This window comes from Parabacteroides hominis (genome assembly GCF_014287585.1).
Taxonomy (GTDB): Bacteria; Bacteroidota; Bacteroidia; order Bacteroidales; family Tannerellaceae; genus Parabacteroides; species Parabacteroides hominis.
The window spans coordinates 1-22517 of record NZ_JACOOJ010000051.1; the positions used below are offsets into that span (position 1 = coordinate 1).

Sequence of the window (22517 nt, forward strand, 5' to 3'; positions counted from 1 at the left end):
ATCATGGAAGAGATGGAAAGAAAAAAGTTGCAGGACAGGTATATTCGCTTCGACTGGGCCATCAAGCGTTTGTTGCGCCAGAAGGCCAATTTCGATGTGCTCGATGGTTTCCTGACCGTGATGTTGAACGAAGAAATCAAGATCGTCGAAATCCTCGAAAGCGAAGGCAACCTGGAAAGCGCCGACGACAAGTTCAATCGCGTCGACATCAAAGCTTTGAACAGCAAAGGTGAAATCATCCTCGTAGAAATCCAGAACACGCGCGAACTGCATTACTAGGAACGCATCCTCTACGGCGTGGCCAAAGCCATCACCGAACATATCTCCATAGGTGAAGGCTACGAGAAAATCAAGAAAGTCTACTCCATCAGCATCCTTTATTTCGATATCGGCATCGGAACGGACTATATCTATCACGGGCAGAACCATTTCATCGGCGTGCATACGGGCGACCACCTGCGTGTCAACACGCGCGAACATGATGTCCTCGTCTCTCGCCTTCCCGCCGAAATCTTCCCCGAATATATCTTAGTCCGTGTAAACGAGTTCGACAAAGTAGCTCTCACCCCTTTGGACGAATGGATCGAATACCTGAAAGACGGCACGATCCGTCCGGACACGACCGCACCGGGTCTGAAGGAAGCCCGCGAGAAGTTGAAATACTACTCGATGTCACCCCAGGAACGCCTCATCTACGACCGCCATCTCGACGCCATCATGATCCAAAACGACGTGATTGACACGGCCAAATGGGAAGGGAGAATAGAAGGGAAAGCGGAAGGCCTTGCCGAAGGCATGCGTCAAGTCGCTTCCAAGATGAAAAATACGGGGGTAGATATTGCTACTATAGTAAAATGCACCGGTTTAAGTGAAGAAATAATCCTATCTTTGTAAGGGAGAGTTACATTCGTTTCTCTATTTGTACGGAAAAGGTTCAGATATTAAGAAAATTAGCAACATCAAAATAATGATTTACGTTTCACTCCTGCCAGATTATGAGTATTTGCCCCAATGGTATCGTTTTTATGCTTCGATGTGTGCCTATATAAATATTCAAACATGAATTCTAAATAAATATGTTACTTATTAAACCAAATTTATATGTTATATAAAACAAAAACTACACAATGCATTAATATACAAATACTTAAATCATTGCTAAAAACTCATCGTTGGAAGATTAGTGCATATCAAATGGATAAAATTATACATCCATGCACATTATTAACATCTAAATTTGCAGTGTTCTGATCGTAGTTCTTGAAGAACTCAGATCAAAACACACTTTTGTGAAAAACACAATAAAAAACACAAAGTGCCTATTTAGAGAAACGAGAATTATTATCAATTTATTAATCAATCTGGTGTTATTATGACAAAAGATTTTAAACGCTTTTATGTATCGAGAGCGATGTTCTTGGGAGCTTCCATGCTCTTAGCATCAATCGGGATGGCTTCTGCCAATCCTTCTACCGGTACGTTTGGTTCGGACGAACCCAATCCTGTTGTGGCTTCTCCTCAACAGGCAAAACACAGTATCAAAGGTGTAGTAGAAGATGCACTTGGTCCTATCGCTGGAGCTAATGTCGTAGAAAAAGGTACGACTAATGGAACTATTACCGATATGGACGGTAATTTCTCTTTGGAAGTATCTCCTAATTCGATCCTTGTTGTTTCTTATATAGGATATAAGGATCAGGAAATCCCCGTAAACAATCAGACTTCGTTCAACATTAAACTGGCCGAAGACTCACAGGCTTTGGATGAAGTTGTAGTTGTAGGTTACGGTACACAGAAAAAGGTTAACTTGTCAGGATCCGTATCAACTATTAACGTTGCAGAATTGACAGAAAGCCGCCCCATCACCAACGTCTCTCACGCATTGGCAGGTCTTGCAGCCGGTGTAAACGTACAAGGTTCAGCCAATCAGCCGGGTAACGACAATGCATCAATCAAGGTTCGCGGTCAAGGAACACTGAATGAATCTTCCCCATTGGTTATTATCGACGGTGTTGAAGCGGGTATCAACACTGTTAACCCACAGGATATCGAATCGATGACCGTATTAAAAGATGCCGCATCATCGGCAATCTATGGTTCACGAGCTGCAAATGGTGTTATCTTGATTACGACCAAACAAGGGAAAGCAGGTTCTATTAAGTTGGATTACAACGGGTATGTTTCATTCACATCACCAAGTATCCCCAGCTCTATGGACCCCGTTTCTGATTATGCTACCTACATGGAATTAATCAACGAAGGTTACCTCAATTCTAATTTGAAAGCTCAATTCTCACAGCCTGTTATAGATGAATGGCGTGCAGACGGCGGACGGGATCCGTTAAAATATCCGAATACAAATTGGATTGACGAAACCTTTACACCTTCAACCTCTCACAACCATGTAATTTCCATGAGTGGAGGTAGTGACAAAATTCGTTTCTATTCATCATTCGGTTATCAAAAGAATCCGGGGGTAATGGAAAATACCGGCTTCGAAAAATATAACGGACGTGTAAACATTTCAGCCGATGTAAAACCGTGGTTGAATTTAGGAGCACAAGTCAGCGGATATGTTTCAAATATGGAACCATCTGCCAAATATACGGCAAGTGATAAAAAAGACACATCTGTTGATGATGTGTTCACCTACGCATCAGCAACGACCCCCGGTATGGTATTCCGTGCACCGGACGGACGATACGGAGCTATGAATAATAGTGAGGACGATGCACAATCTGCGAATAACAACCCTTTGATCCGTTTGAACAGCAAAGCTGGTAATATCCGCAAAACCAATATGCGTTCTCGTTTCGTCGGTACTTTGAAACCATTCGAAGGCTTCTCCATTACAGCATCTTACTCTTATGAGTTTGTGGATGAACAGCGCAGTCGGAAACCTGTTTTCATCGACGGTTGGAACTTCCGTGATAACGTGATCACTTACTCCAACAGAGGAAAAACCAACATCATGAATTATGACGGTAAGACCGAACGTTTCTTCGGCGATGTTGTAGCACGCTATGAAAATCGTTTTTTGGATGATCGTTTAGGTTTGAACGCGATGATCGGTGGTAGCCAGGAAATGTATCGCAGTAAGAACTTCTCTGCCACAAAATACGACATGATCGATTTAAGTTTGAACGTGATCGATGCCGCTATCGGTGATGCTACAGCTTCCGGTTCAAGTTCAGAATGGGCTATGCGCTCTTTCTTTGGTCGTATCAATCTGGATTGGGAAAACAAATATTTATTAGAAGTGAACCTTCGTGCAGATCAATCCTCCCGCTTCCTTTCAAATAACCGTACCGGTTACTTCCCATCCGCTTCTGTTGCTTGGCGTATGGACCAGGAAGCCTTTATGGAAGATTGGGTAGAAAAAGGGTTGAGCAATCTGAAATTCCGTTTATCTTATGGTTCTTTGGGTAACAATGCCGTAGGCAACTACGATGCTATTGCTACTTATGCTAATAAACCAAGTTCCGGTTCTGCATTCAACTATACGTTGAACAACGCATTGATATTAGGCCTTGCACAAGCCAGACTGGCCAATCCTGCTCTGACTTGGGAATCTACCTATATGACAAATGTCGGCTTTGATTTCGGTTTAGTTAACAACAAGTTAACAGGTACTGTCGATTACTTCAATAAGAAAACAAAGGATATTTTGATCAACTTGCCCGCACCGGATGTACACGGTACAGCATCCATTCCTAAACAAAACAGTGCGACTGTTACAAACCAGGGTATTGAGATGACTCTCGGCTGGCAAGACAAAATCGGAGATTTCTCTTACGGCGTTAACGGTAACTTTACATTCGTAAAAAATAAAGTCAATAAATTCAAGGGAACAGATAAAGGCGGTATCTCTTATGACGGAGCTAATATTATCTGGGAAGGTCATTCCATTAATTCTCAATATTTATTGCGTGCAGACCGCATTATCCAAACAGATGCCGATTTAGCACTTGTACAACAAATGATCGACAACGCACCGATTGATGAAAAGACAGGTAAAAAGGTGAATCCGTTCGCTGCATTCGGTACACCTCAAAAAGGTGATTTACTGTACAAAGACATCAATGGAGACGGTATTATCGATATGGATGACCGCGAAATCGTCAGCGATGGCCCGAATCCGAAATTCCAATTCGGATTAAACCTGAACGCAGCATACAAAGGATTCGACTTTTCCATTCTGTTCCAGGGACAGGCAGGTGTGAAAGTCTACTGGCAAAATGCGCTGGCAAACACTTCAACCGTACGTTTTGGCTACCAGTTGAACAAAGATGTTGCAGAAGGAAGATGGGTTGAAGGCCGTACAGACGCTATCTACCCGCGCTTATTACAATCCCAGAATCAGATCAACACTCAAATGAGTGATTTCTACTTGGAAAACAAAGCCTTCTTGAAGATTCGTAATATTCAATTAGGCTATTCACTGCCTAAATCTATTACGAAAAAGATGCAATTGGAAAGACTTCGTTTCTATGGCAGTTTGGAGAATTTCTTCACATTTACATCTTACAGAGGATTTGATCCTGAAATCAGCGGGCTGGCTTATCCGGCTATGAAATCAGCGGTTTTAGGTATTAATGTAACCTTTTAATTGAAAAAGCATTATGAATAAGTATAAATTATTTTTCACTTGTGCAGCATCACTTCTATTAATGAGCAGCTGCTACGACCTGGACCGTTATCCGGAAGATCAGTTAAGTGCCGGAACATTCTTCCAGACACAAGACCATGCCGATCAGGCAATGATGGGTGTTTACAGCCAAATGACACACAACGATGTTTTCGGCCGTCAGTTCGGTTTTGATTGTTTAGGTGGCGTAGGTGCCGGATATGACGCACCTTCGTATCCGAACATCGGCCGTGGTACTTATACCACTACGGAAGGAGCCGTTGGCGATAAGTTCAAACAGTTGTATGAAGGCGTCACACGTGCTAATATCGTATTACAGAACGTCGACCAATGCGATATGTCCGACGAACTGAAAACCCGCTACAAATCGGAAGCCCGTTTTATGCGTGCTCTCTACTATTTTACCTTACTCGACTTTTGGGGTGGAGTTCCAATCTATGATGAAACAACTATCGTAGCAGAAGACTTCTCCAATATGTTAAACCCAAGAAGTTCGGCAGAAGAAGTCCGTACATTTATTATTAAAGATCTGGATGATGCGATTGCTAATTTACCGGCAGATTGGGATGAATCAAACAAAGGACGTGCAACATCTGGGGCTGCAATGGCTCTGAAAGGAAAAGTTCTCCTTTACAACAAACAATACCAGGAAGCTGCAACATGCTTTGAAAACGTTATCAACAGCGGTAAATATGCTTTGTATTCAGATTATGCAAATCTGTTTAAACCCGGTGGGGATGAAAGCTCTGAAATGATCTTTGCAATTCAGAATATCGGTGGTGTCGGTACTGATTTCGGTATGCCAATGACATTTTTTATGGGGAGTCGTGCATCTTACGGAAGTTGCTGGAACAATGTAATGGCTGCTACAGACTTCGTTGATTCCTACGAATGGAAAGACGGACGAACTTTCGATTGGGATGAAGTAATTCCGGGATTCAATGAAAGTGATGCTATTAAGCAAGAAACATTCTATGCAACTTTGAATAAAGATTTAAACGAAGTAACCACTTATCCTGCAGCAAAAGATAAATTGTTAGAGATGTACAACAAACGCGACCCACGTATGATGGCCTCCATCATTATGCCGTACACTACTTATAAAGGTTGGTATTCTAACGCCCCTATGGATACAGAATATGTTATCACAGAAAAATCCGGACAAACAAATGAAAAGAACGGTTTCATTCGTGTTAACGGAAACTATGAAATGTATCTGTGGCGCAAATTTGTTGCCGAATACGATATGAACGGTGCTATTAATAATCGTGAAGATACACCGATCAACTTCCCGCTGATTCGCTATGCGGACGTATTGTTAATGTTGGCTGAATGCTACAATCAGACAGATCAGCAGACTAAGGCTGTCGATCTGATCAATCAGGTTCGTGCACGTGTCGACATGCCGGGACTTAACAGCGGCCCAAGCCATCTAAAGGCAACTACCAAAGAACAGGTATTCGAACGTATCAAACATGAACGTGCTATAGAACTGGCTGGTGAAGGGTTGAGTTTCAGCGACATGAAGCGTTGGGGACTACTGGAAACTCTGGCCGGAGAAGTCAAAGGTTTCACCGGACAATTCTATTATAATCGTGTTGTTCAGTCTCGTGACTATTTATGGCCGATTCCGAATAATGAAATTCAGAAGAATCCGAGTCTGAAAGAAAATCAGAATCCAGGATGGTAATCATCTACCATTAAACAAATAAAAGGGCAGACTGTTATGTCTGTCCTTTTTCATTATATTTGTAATCTATATGCTTCAATCGGAAAAAGGGACTATATATGAAAAAAGTTTTTTATATCATTTTATTATTATTATGCCTCGGTACTGTTTCTGCCCAAGACAGCCTTTTAGAGAACAGTGTCTCTAAAGAGGAACTATCTTCAATATTAGCAGCAGATGAACATTGGATCTCATACCCATCTTATCAGAACCGGGAAAAGTGGGAACATATAGCCACACCGGAAATCAGGCAGAATATCATATCTGATGGAGAGAAAGCACTTTCCCATATTTGGAAACCGGATTTGGCGACGGATTATCTGGCCTACAAACGTACTGGAGAAATCTTGACCGGTCGTGAAAACCATATGGCATTAATATCTCTCACCTTAGCCGAGTTAGTAGAAGGCAAAGGACGTTTTATGGATGCCATCATCAACGGGGCATGGTTTTTATGCGAGACTTCCTGGGTACATTCGGCGCACGCTTATTTCCAGAAAGACCAGTCAGGCCTGCCGGATCCGGACGAACCGACTGTTGAACTTGTTGTAGCCGATATCGGTGCGCAAATGGCTTGGACCTATCACTTTTTTAAAGAAGAATTCGATAAAGTCAGCCCGCTTATATCCAAAAGAATAAAAAAGACTGTCATAGAACGATTGATCGATCCTTATTTTTCCCGTACCGATTATTGGTGGATGGGGCTACATGGAGAAAAAAATGTAAATAACTGGAACATTTGGATCAATTATAATGTATTGCAAGCCGTCATGCTATTGGATGACGATCGACGCCAAAAGACTGAACACGTATACCAGTTGATGCGCTCAGTCGATCGTTACATCGACGTGCAGCATGAGGATGGGGCTTGCGAAGAAGGTCCGACCTATTGGGGACATGCCGGAGCTAATTTAGTAAAATTCCTGGACCTGCTATATCGTATTACCGATGGAAGCATTAATATTTTCAATCGGGAAAAGATACAAAATATAGGGAAATACATCTATCGCGTCCATATTTACAACCGGTATTTTGTAAACTTTTCAGATGCCGGAGCGGTCTGCAACATCAATTCCGGAGCGGTTTACCACTATGGCAAATGTATCGATGATCCTGTCATGACTGGTTTTGCCTCTGATTTTGCCAGAATCAGCAACTGGGCAACCACACTTCACCGGGGAAGTATTTTCGCAAGGGTTTTGGACGATATTGTCATGTCAAAAGAGATTTTGAAGGGAAAAGGTCGCGACATCAACTTCCTTTCTTATTATTTCAAAGACTCCGAACTTTGTGTCGCCAGGGATGGAAAGAAATTAAATGCAGGATTCTTTTTTGCCGCACACGGAAGCCACAACAATGTACCGCACAATCATAATGATGTCGGTAGCTGCATGCTTTATTATAACGGTTTGCCAGTCCTAATCGATGTCGGTGTCGGACGTTATACTCGCAAAACATTCAGTTCTGAACGATATTCAATCTGGACCATGCAGTCCTGCTATCACAATCTGCCGACCATAAACGGCAATGACCAGCATAACGGAGAAAAATTCAAAGCAACTGATGTACATTTCAAAGATACCAAACAAAACGCCTGTTTTTCTGCAGACATTACGAATGCTTATGCAGCAGAAGCAAATATTAAATCCTGGATTAGAACGTATCAGCTAAAACGTAAAAAAGAATTTATTATTTCCGATAGTTGGTCGTTAAATAAAACAACAGGAGAAACAGTTCTAAACTTTATGACGGCCTGTGATATAGAAGAACAAGACGGTTCACTATTCCTGAAAAGAGACGATATGAGCATACAGATCGTGTATGACAAAAAGCAACTGTCTCCAACAATAGAGACTATCAAAATTAATGACAGTTCCCTATTGTCTTCATGGACAAGCGGAGTACTTTACAGAATCCGTTTTTTTATAATCAATCCGCAACAAAAAGGCAAATGCAAAATATCATTACGTCCTATAAATCAATAAACATATGTATAAACAACTCAATCATTCCAACCATGATGTGGCATATCTTTTAGGGGGTATCCTTCTTTTCTCCTTTCAGGGATGTAAAGAAAAGCCTGTTACCACCCTGGATTTATCAACCACTCCTAACATCATCTACATCTTCCCCGACCAGATGCGTAACCATGCGATGGGTTTCTGGAGGGAAGCGGGATTCCGGGATGCGGTGAATTTTGAGGGGGATCCGGTTCATACGCCTAACTTGAACCGGTTTGCGAGAGAATCTGTTGTGCTGACTTCGGCCATGAGCAACTGCCCGCTGAGCAGTCCGCACCGGGGAATACTGTTGACGGGGATGTTTCCGGAACATAGCGGAGTGCCTCTAAACTGTAATGCCAACCGTCCGATCAGTTCATTGCGTGAAGATGCGACCTGCATCAGCGACGTGTTCAGCCAGGCAGGCTATAATTGTGCCTATATCGGGAAATTGCATGTCGACTGTCCGACTCCCAATGACCCGGAACGTCCCGGAAAATATGTGGAAGACCGTGTTCCGGCCTGGGATGCCTATACGCCGGCAGAACGCCGGCATGGTTTTGATTACTGGTATTCGTATGGAACGTATGACGTGCACAAACATCCGCATTATTGGGATACGGAAGGCGTAAAACATGAAATCAACGAGTGGTCGCCCGAACATGAAGCGGACAAAGCCATCTCCTATCTGCGGAATGAGGGGAACGTGCGGGACCCTGAAAAGCCGTTCTTTATGATGGTCAGCTTTAATCCGCCCCACAGCCCGTATGCCTCACTGGAAGATTGCATGGAGGAAGATTACAACTTATACAAAGATCTCCCGTTGGACAGCCTGCTGATTCGCCCGAATGCGAACCGGAAAATGGAAAAAGCACCTTCCGTACGTTATTACTTTGCATCGGTGACAGGCGTCGACCGGGCTTTCGGACGGATATTGGATGAACTCAAAAAACAGGGATTGGACAAGAACACCCTCGTCATTTTCTCTTCCGATCATGGAGAAACCATGTGTAGCCAAAATACGGACGACCCCAAAAACTCGCCTTATGCCGAAAGCATGAATGTCCCGTTTATGGTACGTTTTCCCGGAAAAGTAACACCCCGGATCGACAGCGAGCTTTTATTGTCTTCCCCTGATATCATGCCGACCATACTCGGACTGTGCGGACTGGAAAAACAGATTCCGGCAGCCGTGGAAGGGCGGAATTATGCCGGGCGTTTTACAGGAAAGGATTCTTCCGTTCCTTTGCGCCAGGGTGCTTTGTATATCAAAAATGTCGATGGGGACAAGGATGCCGAAGGAAAAGTCATCTCTTATTTTCCGGTGGCGAGAGGAATCAAAACACATCAATATACAATGTCGCTCACAATCGACCGGAAGACAAAAGAACTTAAGGACGTCCTTTTATTTGATGACCTGAAAGATCCGTATCAGATGCAGAATCTCCCCTGGCAGGAGAATAAAGAGATCGTATCCGACTTATGCAAACAAATGGTTCCGTTGCTGAAAGAGGCGGATGATCCGTGGTATAAAGAACAAATACTGAAAGAACTGATCCCTTACGGGGACTAAGGCCAAAGACGCAAAGGAGGTGTGTCAAAATATACTTGTCCCCGCGCTTGACGCGGGGCCGCAAAAGAACAGGCCTTATCAATCAGATATTTATACGGTCAGTCTTCATGCGATCCCGCGTCAAGCGCGGGAACAAGGTAGTTTTGACACACCTTCTTTTGTGTGCTTTTTTTACTTCACCGTCCAGACCACTTTATCATTCACAGGATTCTTCTTTTGGGTGGAACGAGCCTCTATCGTGTTCTCCCCTTCCTGCAAAGCAACACCTTTCCATTCGAATGTCGCATATTCGTCCGGCTTTTGTTTGCCGATGCTTTTTCCGTTTACAAACAATTCGACTTCCGGTTGATTGGAGAAAATCATGATATCCGTTACAGCTAACGAGCGATCGCGATGGCGACGGTTCGTGATATAAACGAACGGTTCGTCTTCGTTCCAGTTAGCCTTATAGAAATAGAAAGCATCTTTTTTCACCTTGCGGTCGAAAGTCACCAGACCTTTGTCGTTGATACCGGGACGATCGCCTTCCACGCGATGGGCCGCACCGAAATCAAACAGGTTCCAAATAAAAGAACCCCAAACGAACGGACGTTCCGCCAATGCTTTCCAGTTTCCGATATGATAATAAGTCTGGTAATTCTCCGGATGCCACCAACCGGAAGCAATCCCCCGTTTCACGGAATCCTGCTGATGGTAGATGCTCGCTCCTGCTCCATATTCGCTGATGGCGATCTTATATTCCGGGTGTGCCTTGTGATTGGCGTCCAGCCATTTCCCCATATCGGACGGTGAACCGCCATACCAACCGAAATACTGGTTCCAGGCAATCACATCGGTTACCTTATTTATATCATCGTCATAAGAAAGGAAGCTGGCAGAAGTCGTCAGGCGTGTCGGGTCCTCCTTATGAGCCAGGTCGTTCAGTTCCTCGATATATTCGGTCGGGTTGTCTCCGATGGTCTTCAACTCATTGAACAGTCCCCAGAAACAGATCGACGGATGGTTATAATGCTGGCGGATCAACTCTTTCAACTGCTCTTTCCCGTTCTCGCGGAAAGAAGGCTGGTTGATGTAGCCTCTATCCTGGTATCCGCCCGGCCCGATCTGCGGGATTTCAGCCCAGGTGACAATTCCGTATTTATCCATCAGGTCATAAAAGTAAGTCGCTTGGGGATAGTGGGCCAGGCGAACGGCATTCGTTCCCATCTCGACCATAATGGCGGCATCTTCATCGTGGTGCATTTTATAAAGCGCATTCCCCCTTTCCGCCCGATCCTGGTGGCGGCATACCCCTTTCAGTTTCAGATGTTCGCCATTCAGGAAGAAGCCTTCCTCAGCATCTACATGATAATAGCGCAAGCCTAACGGCTGTACGATCCTATCGATTATCCGGCCTTCGGAGAAAAGGGATATTTCGGCCTTGTACATGAACGGATCTTTGCGGCCATTCCACAAATGGGGGTTCTGTATTGTCAAATCCATTCCGGTTGTGGCCCAGTCATTGGCATCCACCGTGACCTTTATATCCTGCTGTTGGACGAGCTTATCGCCATCCCAGATCTTGACGTCCACTTTTACGGGTTGCGCCGTCGCGCTTCCGTTAGAGACGAGCACTTTCGCCTGTACATCGGCCTGCTCTTTCGTTACTTTATTCTGAATCAGATAGACACCGGGAGAAGCATAGTCGGTCAACGAGATATTAACCGGATCCGTTATGATCAGATTCACATCCCGGTAGATGCCTCCATAGAAGTTAAAATCGCCGACTAACGGCATGACATCTTGTTGCAAGGCGTTGTTGACCTTTACCAATATCCGGTTGTCGGCATCATATTTCACCTTATCCGTAATCTCGAATACAAACGCGCCATATCCGCCACGATGCTCGCCGACATGGACATCATTAATGAAAACATTCGCAATTGTATTGACTCCTTCAAAACGCAGGAAGAGGCGTTTGCCTTTCCATTCGGGTTTTACAAACAGCGTTTTGGTATAGTTACCCATTCCGCGATAATAATCCTGTTTACCGGAAAGGGCATCGCCACTGTTCCAAGTATGAGGCAGGTTCACGCGTTCCTCGCTTTTAAACTGTACCTGATGGGAAAAACGGAACATCCAGTTCTCGTTCAACAGGATTTCCTTACGTGCAGCAAAGACTGAAGTGCTGATAAAAAGGAGTATCAGACTAAAGATTGTGTGTTTCATGTTTACAAAATTCTTTATTTACGGTTCAAAAGTAGGTAATTGACGGCAGAGAGACGAGCACAATTTGTCTAAATGGACGGATAGATTTGTCCGAGAGCGCCATTTTAAATAAAAAAGCTCCCTTGCCGTCAGTCAAAACAAACGGCAAGGGAGCTGCCCTCAAGCAAGATTGGCTTTACATCGCTTGTTCGCCGCCACCGGCGCTATTGCCTTCTCCACCGCCTTTAGTATCGTCGTTGCTGATACCGCGGCGGACTTTCTTGATCTGGCCTTTCATCGTACCGAAACGATAAGAGACACTCAAACGGAATTCACGGGCATGACGCCAAGTAGTAGAACGGTCCACAAACCCTTCACCTGTCGTAGTCGATTCCATCTTCATCGTTTTCCAGAACGGGTTCTGCGCACCCAAAGAGACGGAGAGTTTCTTTTTCAGGAAATCCTTACTGATATTCAAACCTGCAAAATAGAAAGGAGATTGTTCACTCTGCAATTGGATCCACGGGCTGAAATAACCTCCATGCAAATTAATACGGAAATCTTTCGGCAAATTAAACTGTGTTCCTGCAAAGATTCGACCGGCCACACCATCCTTTGTCATACCTAATGCTTTCTTGCTGTCGATATTCGTATAGTCGAATCCACCGTTCATATAAATACGGAACAGAGGAACCGGATTCCAGCTGCCATACAAGAACAATCCGACCTGCTGACGTTTTCCCATATTCCCATAAGTGCTATAAGAAGCTCCGTTATATTGAGAAAGCGGATTGGATTCCGGGAAGTTTGCTATTATCGTATATCTTTCGATTGCATTATTAACGAATGTATAGCTTAAACTTGCATTGATACTGAACTTCTGGGCAAACTTGCTAAAGTTGAAGTTCACATTATTACTCTTTTCCGAATCCAGATTCGGATTACCTTGCGAGATACGCTGCGGGTCGATATTATTCAAATACGGATTCAGATACCAGATACCCGGACGCTGGATACGCATATTATATCCTAAACGCAATTGTGAAGACATGTCTAACTGGTAAGTCAATGTCGCATTCGGAACAATGTCAAAGTAATTTGTCTTGAAGTTTTCTTCCGGCGCCTTGGCAAACTCCGCATTCAAGCTGGTTCCTTCTGCACGGACACCGGCTTTAGCGCCGAATTTATTGAACTTGACCATATATCCCAAGTAAGCGGAATAAATATGCTGAGTATGGCGGAAATCGCTATTACGCTGCGAAATATCCTGCCAAGCATTTAAAGAATCCTTTACCTGCTCCAATGTATTACTCTTGCTCTGGCGGTTTATATATTTCACACCGGCTTCCAATGTCTGATCTTTAAACAAGGGAGTCGTATAATCGACCTGCGCCGTATGTTCCGTCGTAGAAGCATCATTGATATTCCAATTGGGATAACGATAAGCCTGACTATAAACACCTTCCAGACCTTCAAGCCGGGAATGCCCTTCATTGTCATTGGGGGATTGGCTGAAGCGATAAGACAAAGTCAGCAATTCATCTTTCTTACTGGTCGAATGCTGGAAATCGACATTGACATCCGTAGAGCCGAATGTTCCTTTTGAATCCGAATAGCGTTTGTAAGAATACATCTGAGTCGGTTCTCCATCTGTCAGATCGGTCCGATTGACCTTATCTGCAATCAGCTCGGAAAGGTTAGTTGATTTTCCACGGAACAAATTTATACCTACGCTTAATAAGTTCAACGTATCGATCTCATAACTTCCTTCCAAATAACCGTATTGGAACGGGCCTTTGTTTTTGCTACGTCCCTTTTCATTCAACAAAGAAGACGGACGGGTAAAAGTCTCGTCACCCTGCTGGTATTGTACTTCCTGCTCATCCCGCACCGAATAGGTATCGTTCCAGGGAGAATTACGATGGTTATAACCATAATTAGCTGTAATACCGAACTTCCCTGCCTTCATAGACACATAACCGCCGCCGCCGAAGCTACCCATTGTACTGGCATTGGTGCGAATTGTTCCCGTATATCCCTGCAGTGCATTCTTGGTTGTAATGATATTGATAATACCACCAACACCTTCAGCATCATATTTAGATCCCGGATCGGTAATGACCTCGATATTCTTGATAGAACTTGCCGGCATACTTTTCAATACATCGGAAGCATTTTCACCACTCAACAGGTTCGAGGGTTTGCCATTCATATAGATTTTATAGTTCGAAGATCCTTTCAATTGGATTTTGTCTTCACCATCCACTGTTACCATCGGGACTTTACGGAACATCTCCAACGCATTGCTGGTTTTAGCTTCCGGGTCGTCTTCCAGGCTATAAGTCAATTTATCGACCTCCACCTTGACCAACGGCTTTTGGGCTGTTACGGTAACCTCGTTTAACTGCTGGGTATCGTCATTCATAAACAGCTTGCCGAAATTCACGACTTTCTTGTTTTCCGACAATGTAAATGCTTTCTTAACAGGAATTTTTCCTAAAGACTCCATTGTCATCACATATTTACCCGGCTTGTTCATCGTTGCCGTGAACTTACCATCATCATCGCAAGCCAACAATTTCACAGGATTCTGTGGCGCGGAAGCCAAAGCTATCCTCAGTGTGGCATAAGGTACGGACTCATTGGATAAAGAGTCGACTACTTGCCCCTTAATTGTAAAGGCAGCTGATCCGCTTCCGGTTTGCGCAAACACTGACGCAGACACAAAAAGTACCAGCATTAAGTAGAGCAGTTTTTCTTTCATTAAATTTGAGAATTTAGATATTATCGATTTAAACAAATTAAAAACAGTTGCAAAAGTAACTTTATCTACGAGGCATTCGTAACTTTACAGTTTAAAGAATTGTAAAAGTTGTATTTTGGTGTTCGATTTCGGCAGATTTCACCTATTTTTGTAGAAACCAATCATAAAAAGACAAGTTTATGAGAAAATTATCATTCATTTTTGCAGCGTTGCTGCTCGTCGTCACTATGCATGCACAGGATCTGAAAACAATCAAATTAGACTCTCCGGACAAAAACAGAGGCAGTTCCGTTATGAAAGCATTATCCGACCGCCACTCCGACCGGGAATATGCAAGCAAAGAACTCAGTTTGCAGGATTTGTCCGATTTACTCTGGGCCGCAAACGGCATTAACCGTCCGGATGGCAAACGGACAGCGCCTTCTGCTCTGAACAAACAGGATATCGATATTTATGTCATTATGAAAGAAGGCGCTTACCTGTATGACGCCAAAGCAAACAGCCTGCAACCCATTGCCAAAGGCGATCACCGGGCAGCGGTTGCCGGCAGCCAGTACTTTGTCAAATCGGCGCCGGTCAGCCTGGTACTCGTTTCCGATCTTTCACGCTTCGGAAACATTACCGATCACACCAAGCTGATGGCAGCTGTCGATGCCGGTATCGTTTGCCAGAACATCAATATTTTCTGCGCTGCCGCCGGTCTGGCAACCGTTCCCCGTGCCACGATGGATCAAGCTGCCTTAAAACGAATCTTGAAACTAACAGATAGCCAATTACCCATCATGAACAATCCGGTGGGATATCCACGGAAATAAAGAGGAGCACCAGAAGCATTCGACTGTAATACAATATTTAATAACTATAATGAAGGCCATAGTTCTTAGAGAACTATGGCCATTTCTTTTCATCAGTAGAAGAATGAGGATATTTAAAACGTTATGGTTTAGCCTATTATATCATAGAGGTAATTCCTTGCCTAATACCTCTTACTTCATATCAAGTACGATTATTTAGCCTATAATAGTTAAAATGCGCAATAAGATTAATTCTTTACAACATATTTCGACAATTCGAAAATAAATTTATAATTTTGAAGGCCATAGTTCTCTAAGAACTAAATCCCATTCGAACAACACATCATGGATGAGAAAACGGACATAAAGATATTCAATAACATTTTCGTTACCCATCGGGACCGATATATCCGGTTCGCCTATTCTTATACATACAATCAAGAAGCAGCGGAAGACCTGGTGACGGAAAGCCTGATGTACTATTGGGAGAACCGGCATCGGTTAGAGGAAGTCAAAGACATACCTTTATATATATTAGTCACCCTAAAAAACAAATGCTTAGACTATCTTCAACGGGAACGAACATGGAGCAATATTGCCGAAAACTTATTATCGAACAAAGAATGGGAATTACAAATGCGTATCTCCAGTCTGGAGGCATGCGAGCCGGAAACGTTATTCAGCAATGAAGTACAGGAACTTATTAGCAAGGCCTTAGCCAAATTACCGGAAAAATCCAGTCGCATATTCATTATGAGTCGCTATGAAGGAAAAAATTATCAAACAATTGCCCAAGAGACAAATCTCTCTGTTAAAAGTGTTGAGTTCCACATTAGCAAAGCTTTAAACGTGCTACGAAAAGAACTGAAAGATTACCTCCCCTGCCTACTATTTGTATTCGATTTCTTCTACAATTAATAATAGGTTCTTTGTTTCACAATTGAACAGAATCTATTACTTTTGGCTTGATCCAAAAGTAACCAAAAGTTCAAGGCCGAACCTGCCTCGCTACTCCGTTCCCTCCGTTCGCTGTCGCGTCTGAAACTCGCTTCGCTCAAACAGCAGACGCTCCGGGCGCTCACTGCGGTCTCTCCGCTTAACGCTCGCCAGCTTAGGCCGGAGATAGAGCCTGACGGCTCTTTGGGGATTGCCGATACCGCCTGCTTCTTTGCGATCCCGCATCAAGTGCGGGAAGCTCTCTTTTGCCGTCTGCTTCAGCAGACGGATAGATGATTGCTCCGGCTTTGCCGGTTCCTCTGTGGGTTTTTAACCCCTTTAAATATAATCCATAAAAGGGGCTGAAGCCCACAAAGGAAGAGGCTTTGCCTCCAGACCTTTTAAACGTCTGCTGAAGCAGACGGCAAAAGAGAGGATGAAGGGGCTTTGGGGATCGCAAAGAAGCAGGCGGTATCGGCCATCCCAAGAGAAAGCGGAGCTTTCTAAGAAAGGCCTAAGCGGACGGGCGTCAAGCGAAGGGTGAAGACGAAGCGAAATTATACACCTAATTCTCTTTTTAACCACACCTTCATCACGGGATCGGGAATAATGGCTTGACGCTTCTCGATCTCGATAAGCTCTTTCTTGACCAATGCACGTTTTACGATGCTGACATTAGCCGATGAACCGAGTTGATATTTCTGCAAAACTTCTTGCGTGGTAAATTCGCTATGTACCCCATCAATAATGGCTCGCAAAAAATTCATCTGATAGGTCGTAAGGCTCTCTGTCTGCTTCTCGAACAACGGTGTATTCTGGTCGATGATATCCTGATATGCCTCCTCGAAATCTTGTTCCGTAGCAACTTTATCCGTATGAATCCATACCAGCCACGCCAACTGCTGCACATACGAAGAGTGATTATCCACTCTCTGACAGATCTTCTCGGCCAATTCTTTTGAAATCTGCTTGCCCGTTGCTTTAAAACGACCGCATATATAATCCACCCAATCCGCCGTCCCGATTTTTGTCAAATAAATAGCATCGCCGAACTTATAGAACGGAAGGCTCTTTTTTTCAAAGAGTTCGTTCATTAAATGTTTTTTGCTGCCGAATAAGCAGTAAGATACCGATTTCTGCAATTGCCAGATTGAACGCAAACGCTTTTGGAATGTTTTGGAATCTTTGAATTCGGCAATTTGCTGGAACTCGTCGATGCAAACAATGATATTGCAACCTTTCTTTTGCGCTATCTTTTCAGGGAGTTGCAGGATTTCATCGATCTCGTTGCTCTTGGGATTCATTTCAAGCGATATGGAGAAATCCGTCATCAGATCGGCACCCAACGATATTTTAGGACTGATTCGTGAAAGAAATAATTTGGCATGTTCCAGCCATTCATCCAACTTTGAAGAGGTTTGTTTGAGAATGGCGGAAGCAAATGCGTCATAGAAATCCCTGTCGCTACGGCAAGAAAAAATATCGATATAAACGACTTTCAATTTGTCGGACTGCGCCAAGCGACACGCTTTCTGCACCAAAGAGGTTTTACCCCAACGGCGAGGCGAGATCAGTACCGTATTCACTCCATGCCGGAAATTCAGTACCAGTCGAGAGGTCTCTTTCTCCCGGTCGGTGAAATTATCGCCCGATGTTGCAACACCGAATATAAAAGGTTTATTCTCCATAATCTTCAAATGTTATTCTGGGAGCAAAGATAAGTAATATATTTATTACTAACAACATTATTACTAATAAGTCTATTTCAGGCGAATGCGGAGTCTTTGACCGGAGTAGACCGGACGGTTAAGCCTTGATCTTTTGGTTACTTTTGGATCAAGCCAAAAGTAACAGATAAATCAGTATTTAACCATTGCCCTTTTACTTTCATGAAGTTCCCTTACTGGGAAACTCTCGTTTCCTAACGAGGAAACTTGCGTTTCCAGCATAGGGAACTCTCGTTTCCTGCCGAGGGAATTTCCGTTTCCTCCAGGGGGAAACTGTAATAGGCTGGTTATTAGTGTTTATCAATACACTGTTTTGAGATCCGTTTATTACTTCATTCAAAGTATATCAGGTACTTGTATTTTATCCCTAAACTAAGGAAATATATTGCCCAAAGGGTATTGTTTTGTCCTGTAACCCATATATTGTGGGAAATTACGAGCATTTTTTCTTGTTGATTCGGAAAACCTATTTACCTTTACAACGATTCAGTAGTGGGCAGCGGCTCACGGAGCGCGGGATCAGTTACATATTGTAAGCATTTTACGAAGATTATTCCAATTCAAAAATTAGCAAATTTTTAGCACAATGGGATAATGGACAGTAAATGCTTGCGTTGGTTACGTATAGTTTATCTACCATTGTTATGGGAAGAGTGTGTTATATCGTATAAGGCGCGGGCTTTGTTCTATTATTGTTACGCGGGTGTTTGTCGATACCTACAAGGTGATAATAGACAATTGACCCGCGTTTTTTTATGCCCCATCCGCCTCTCTTTTGCCGTCTGCTTCAGCAGACGGTTTAAAGGATTTAGAGGCAAAGCCTCTTCCTCTGTGGGTTTTTAACCCCTTTCATTGATTGCATTTAAAGGGGTTAAAACCCACAAAGGAATCGGCAAAGCCGGGAACAATCACCTATCCGTCTGCTGAAGCAGACGGCAAAAGAGAGGCTGCGGCATGAGGCTTGCCTCACTTGAATCTCATAGGAGCAGGCGGTATCGGCAATCCCCAAAGCCCCGTCAGGCTCTATTTCCGGCATAGGCAATTCTCGTTTCCTGCCGAGGGATTTTCTGTTTTGAGATCCGTTTTTTACTTCATTCAAAGTATATCAGGTACTTGTATTTTATCCCTAAACTAAGGGAATATGTTGTCCAAAGGGTATTGTTTTGTCCTGTAACCCACATATTTTGGAAAATTACGGGCATTTTTTCTTGTTGATTCGGAAAACCTATTTACCTTTGCAACGATTCCGTAGTGGGCAGCGGCTCACGGAGCGCGGGATCAATTACATATTGTAAGCATTTTACGAAGGTTATTCTGACTCTAGAATCTAGCAAATTTTTAGTATACCGGAATAATAGACAGTAAATGCTTGCGCTGGTTACGTATAAATTTATCTACCATTTTTATGGGAGGATTGTTATATCGTATAAGGCGCGGGCTATTGTTTTATTATTGGTATACGGGCTTTGCTAGAGCCTTAGAGTTAATAATAGACAATAGACCCGCGTTTTTTTATGCCCGTTCATAATCATTCGCGGGGAGTTGTTTCTCCCCTTCGTGAAATTAGTTGTTGGATTTTTATACACTATTTTATTAACAATTAATTTTTAATGATTATGAACAAGAGATTTTCTACTCTTTTGGCTACCGCTCTGGTAGCTGGTGGACTGTCTTTCAATGCGGCTGCTACAAGCTATTTACCTTCAACGGTAGATAATGGAAGCGTAAAGGAAGGCGTCAATGCGTATTTAAAGGCAGGAGACAACTATTTGGCTGTTAAAGCCGATGGCAATTTAGAAATTATTACTTCTACAGATTTAAATGGCACAAATTTGTCTTCTGCTCTTTGGACAATTAAAGCTGTTCCTACAACAACTGTTACAGGAACGACTTATGCTTATCAATTTACAAACAAAGGAACAGGCCAGTTGCTTTCTATCGAACTGAAATCGAATAAGGCTGATACAGGTAAAGAGAATTTGAAAATTGAGGCAGGTAACACAAACTGGGGATGGGACAGTGAAAATGGTCTATATGCATTGACTGCTGACTCTGTGTTCTGGATTGATGGAAAAGATTTGAAAGCCGATAAAGGGACTACTGTTGGTGTTGTTACTTCGGCTATTACTTATGGAGAAGTTGCAGTAGATGCTAAAATAGGTATGACTGCCGATGATTTTGCTGCTTTAGTAAAAGACGGTAAACTGTATTTCAATGGCGAAGATGTTTCGGCTGGCCAGAAGAACGTGCTGACTGCAAATAAGTGGACGGCTGAAAGCTATAAAATTGCTACAGAAGGATTTGCTGGTGAATCTTCCCCGGTAGATGTATTATATTTGACCAACGGTGAAAAAGTAGCTGGTTATGATAATGCTTTGGCTAAAACAGATAATAAGAAAAAATATTTGGTTGTAGACCATAGCTTCTATAACGCACCGGCAAATACATTAAACATTTTGTCTGTTGATACCTTGTCATTTGACCCTACAACAACAGCGGCAGATGGTACAACTGTAAAAATCAATGCTCGTACAGCCCACAATGGTAAACACCATCCGTTTGCAGCAGCTTTCAAAGCTGAATATTATATCGCAAACGATTCTATTGTGTTGACTTCATTGTATCAGCCTGCTTCTATTCTGGTAACAACGACTTTGGATAAATTAGCAATGCCTACATATAGTACTTTAGAAGCCGTTACCAATTTGGTGAAAGCTATTAAATCGTTCTATGAAGGTGGTACCACTGGCAAACCGGCAGCTAATGCTACTTTTGCCGAAGCTACTTTTAACGAATCTTTTGCATACGAAGCAAGCAAACCAACAACAGGTGCAGACTTAATTGAAGCTGCAGAAAAGCAGATCAAAGAAACAAAAGATGCTGAAGATGCGACTGATGCCCAGAAAGAAAAATTAGCAACAGAAAAAGCGGATGCAAATGCTTTGATCGCAGCAATCAAAGGTTTAAAAGTGGTTACTGCTACAACTGGTGCTGCCGTTCCTGCCGTTGTCACTACCGACAAATACAAAGACGGATCAAACTTTGAAGATGGTTTGACTGCTTTGAATATTGCTAAAGCAGACAAACAAATTGTTGTTCGCAAACTTTCTGATACAAAGGTTGTAACAATTGCAGGTAAAGACGATGCCTCAAACCTGATCGCTCTGATTCAACCGTATGCAACAAAACCGGGTATTGGTGGCGATGCTGAAATAGCAGAAGGTCTGTATTATATTATTAACGCAGAGAAAGAAAAGAGCGCAGGTGTTGCTAACGAATATTATGGCTTATACTTTGATGCAAGCCCGGTTAATCCTGCTAACTATGTAGCAAAAACTCAGGCATTCAATCCGTTCGCTCAATTCGTAGTTTCTAAAGCTGCCGGTGTAGACAAAGGCAATTACACAATTGAAAACCGTGCAACAACAGATGCTAAGTGGCAGGGTGTAACCAACGTTGTAGACAAAGACAACAACATCTTCGTTATCGGTGGCGACACAATCCAGTTGGTAGCAGCCGAAGACGTAGACGCAGACAACGCTTATATCGGCTACAAATATATCACAGCTAACGATGCCAAGAACAACAAGTTCACCATCACTTCTGCTGCTGACGTATTGGAAGGACAGAGCATTGTTATGACAAAAGACTCTACACTGAAAGTAGCAACTCCGGAAGGCGAAGTTCTTTATACATTAGTTCCTTCTGCAGAAGAAGAATATGGTGTAGAAGATGCTTTGGCAAAAGTAACTTACACAATCATGGATGCTGACAGCGCATTTATCATTAAGAATGCTGCCGGACAGTATGTATTCTCTAACGGTAAGTATGCAACTAAGAACGGTACTCCGGTTCAGTTCACTATGATCGCTGTCGATGCTGATTCTACTTATGTATTGTATGATGAAGAGAACAGCAAAAAGTTAGTTGTAAGCACCCAGTACAAGACTATCTCAGGTGAAAATGCGAAAACAGCTCGCAACGACATGTTCATCGTTAAACCGCAGTCTGCTCCTGCTTCTTACAAATCTCTGCCGAAGCACGTACGCATCCAGGCAATCAACGGCGACTATGCTACTGTTAACGGCGCTAACCAGGGTATCGCTGTTCGCGAAGGTGATTTGAAGGCTGATGCTTATAGCAACTTAGACTTTATCTT

At 43.1% G+C, this 22517-nt stretch carries 9 protein-coding genes and 2 pseudogenes; 8 read left to right on the top strand and 3 right to left on the bottom strand.

The features are described from left to right. Nucleotides 1-3 precede the first annotated feature (3 nt). The 5 genes and pseudogenes from H8S65_RS18965 to H8S65_RS18985 all read left to right on the top strand — a co-directional run bounded on the left by H8S65_RS18965 (nt 4) and on the right by H8S65_RS18985 (nt 9950). Nucleotides 4-894, top strand: a pseudogene (locus H8S65_RS18965) (Rpn family recombination-promoting nuclease/putative transposase). Nucleotides 895-1372: 478 nt separating this feature from the next. Beyond that, entirely contained in the window at nt 1373-4609 is a 3237-nt protein-coding gene (locus H8S65_RS18970; RefSeq protein WP_186931398.1) for a SusC/RagA family TonB-linked outer membrane protein, read from the top strand. A gap of 13 nt (nt 4610-4622) precedes the next feature. Beyond that, complete coding sequence (locus H8S65_RS18975) at nt 4623-6338, top strand: RagB/SusD family nutrient uptake outer membrane protein (protein ID WP_186931399.1); 1716 nt, start codon at nt 4623-4625, stop codon at nt 6336-6338. A gap of 98 nt (nt 6339-6436) precedes the next feature. Then, on the top strand, nt 6437-8362 hold the full coding sequence (locus H8S65_RS18980; RefSeq protein WP_186931400.1) for a heparinase II/III domain-containing protein: 1926 nt from the start codon (nt 6437-6439) through the stop codon (nt 8360-8362). A gap of 4 nt (nt 8363-8366) precedes the next feature. After that, complete coding sequence (locus H8S65_RS18985; RefSeq protein WP_186931401.1) at nt 8367-9950, top strand: sulfatase family protein; 1584 nt, start codon at nt 8367-8369, stop codon at nt 9948-9950. Nucleotides 9951-10121: 171 nt separating this feature from the next. Here the strand turns inward: H8S65_RS18985 and lacZ4 are convergent, their stop codons facing one another. Continuing rightward, nucleotides 10122-12158, bottom strand: coding sequence for a beta-glucuronidase LacZ4 (gene lacZ4 / locus H8S65_RS18990; protein ID WP_186931402.1), 2037 nt, complete (start codon nt 12156-12158; stop codon nt 10122-10124). A gap of 175 nt (nt 12159-12333) precedes the next feature. Next, a complete protein-coding gene (locus H8S65_RS18995; protein WP_186931403.1) occupies nt 12334-14901 on the bottom strand; it encodes a TonB-dependent receptor in 2568 nt (855 codons plus the stop codon). Nucleotides 14902-15080: 179 nt separating this feature from the next. Between H8S65_RS18995 and H8S65_RS19000 the strand changes: the two genes are divergently transcribed. Then, the gene (locus tag H8S65_RS19000; RefSeq protein ID WP_186931404.1) at nt 15081-15716 is read left to right on the top strand and encodes a SagB/ThcOx family dehydrogenase; all 636 of its coding nucleotides are present in this window, start codon (nt 15081-15083) and stop codon (nt 15714-15716) included. 324 nt (nt 15717-16040) lie between these two features. Then, a complete protein-coding gene (locus tag H8S65_RS19005) occupies nt 16041-16613 on the top strand; it encodes an RNA polymerase sigma-70 factor (protein ID WP_186931405.1) in 573 nt (190 codons plus the stop codon). Nucleotides 16614-17188: 575 nt separating this feature from the next. Here the strand turns inward: H8S65_RS19005 and H8S65_RS19010 are convergent. Next, on the bottom strand, nt 17189-18319 hold the full coding sequence (locus H8S65_RS19010) for an AAA family ATPase (protein ID WP_186931406.1): 1131 nt from the start codon (nt 18317-18319) through the stop codon (nt 17189-17191). Nucleotides 18320-19974: 1655 nt separating this feature from the next. Between H8S65_RS19010 and H8S65_RS19015 the strand changes: the two are divergent. Then, a pseudogene (locus H8S65_RS19015) lies at nt 19975-22517 on the top strand (hypothetical protein); the annotation flags it as partial.

What these genes read in the sequence shown, in the direction of transcription:
- H8S65_RS18970 (WP_186931398.1), top strand. Translation starts at nt 1,373, where the DNA reads ATGACAAAAGATTTTAAACGCTTTTATGTATCGAGAGCGATGTTCTTG.
- H8S65_RS18975 (WP_186931399.1), top strand. Translation starts at nt 4,623, where the DNA reads ATGAATAAGTATAAATTATTTTTCACTTGTGCAGCATCACTTCTATTA.
- H8S65_RS18980 (WP_186931400.1), top strand. Translation starts at nt 6,437, where the DNA reads ATGAAAAAAGTTTTTTATATCATTTTATTATTATTATGCCTCGGTACT.
- H8S65_RS18985 (WP_186931401.1), top strand. Translation starts at nt 8,367, where the DNA reads ATGTATAAACAACTCAATCATTCCAACCATGATGTGGCATATCTTTTA.
- lacZ4 (WP_186931402.1), bottom strand. Translation starts at nt 12,158, where the DNA reads ATGAAACACACAATCTTTAGTCTGATACTCCTTTTTATCAGCACTTCA.
- H8S65_RS18995 (WP_186931403.1), bottom strand. Translation starts at nt 14,901, where the DNA reads ATGAAAGAAAAACTGCTCTACTTAATGCTGGTACTTTTTGTGTCTGCG.
- H8S65_RS19000 (WP_186931404.1), top strand. Translation starts at nt 15,081, where the DNA reads ATGAGAAAATTATCATTCATTTTTGCAGCGTTGCTGCTCGTCGTCACT.
- H8S65_RS19005 (WP_186931405.1), top strand. Translation starts at nt 16,041, where the DNA reads ATGGATGAGAAAACGGACATAAAGATATTCAATAACATTTTCGTTACC.
- H8S65_RS19010 (WP_186931406.1), bottom strand. Translation starts at nt 18,319, where the DNA reads ATGGAGAATAAACCTTTTATATTCGGTGTTGCAACATCGGGCGATAAT.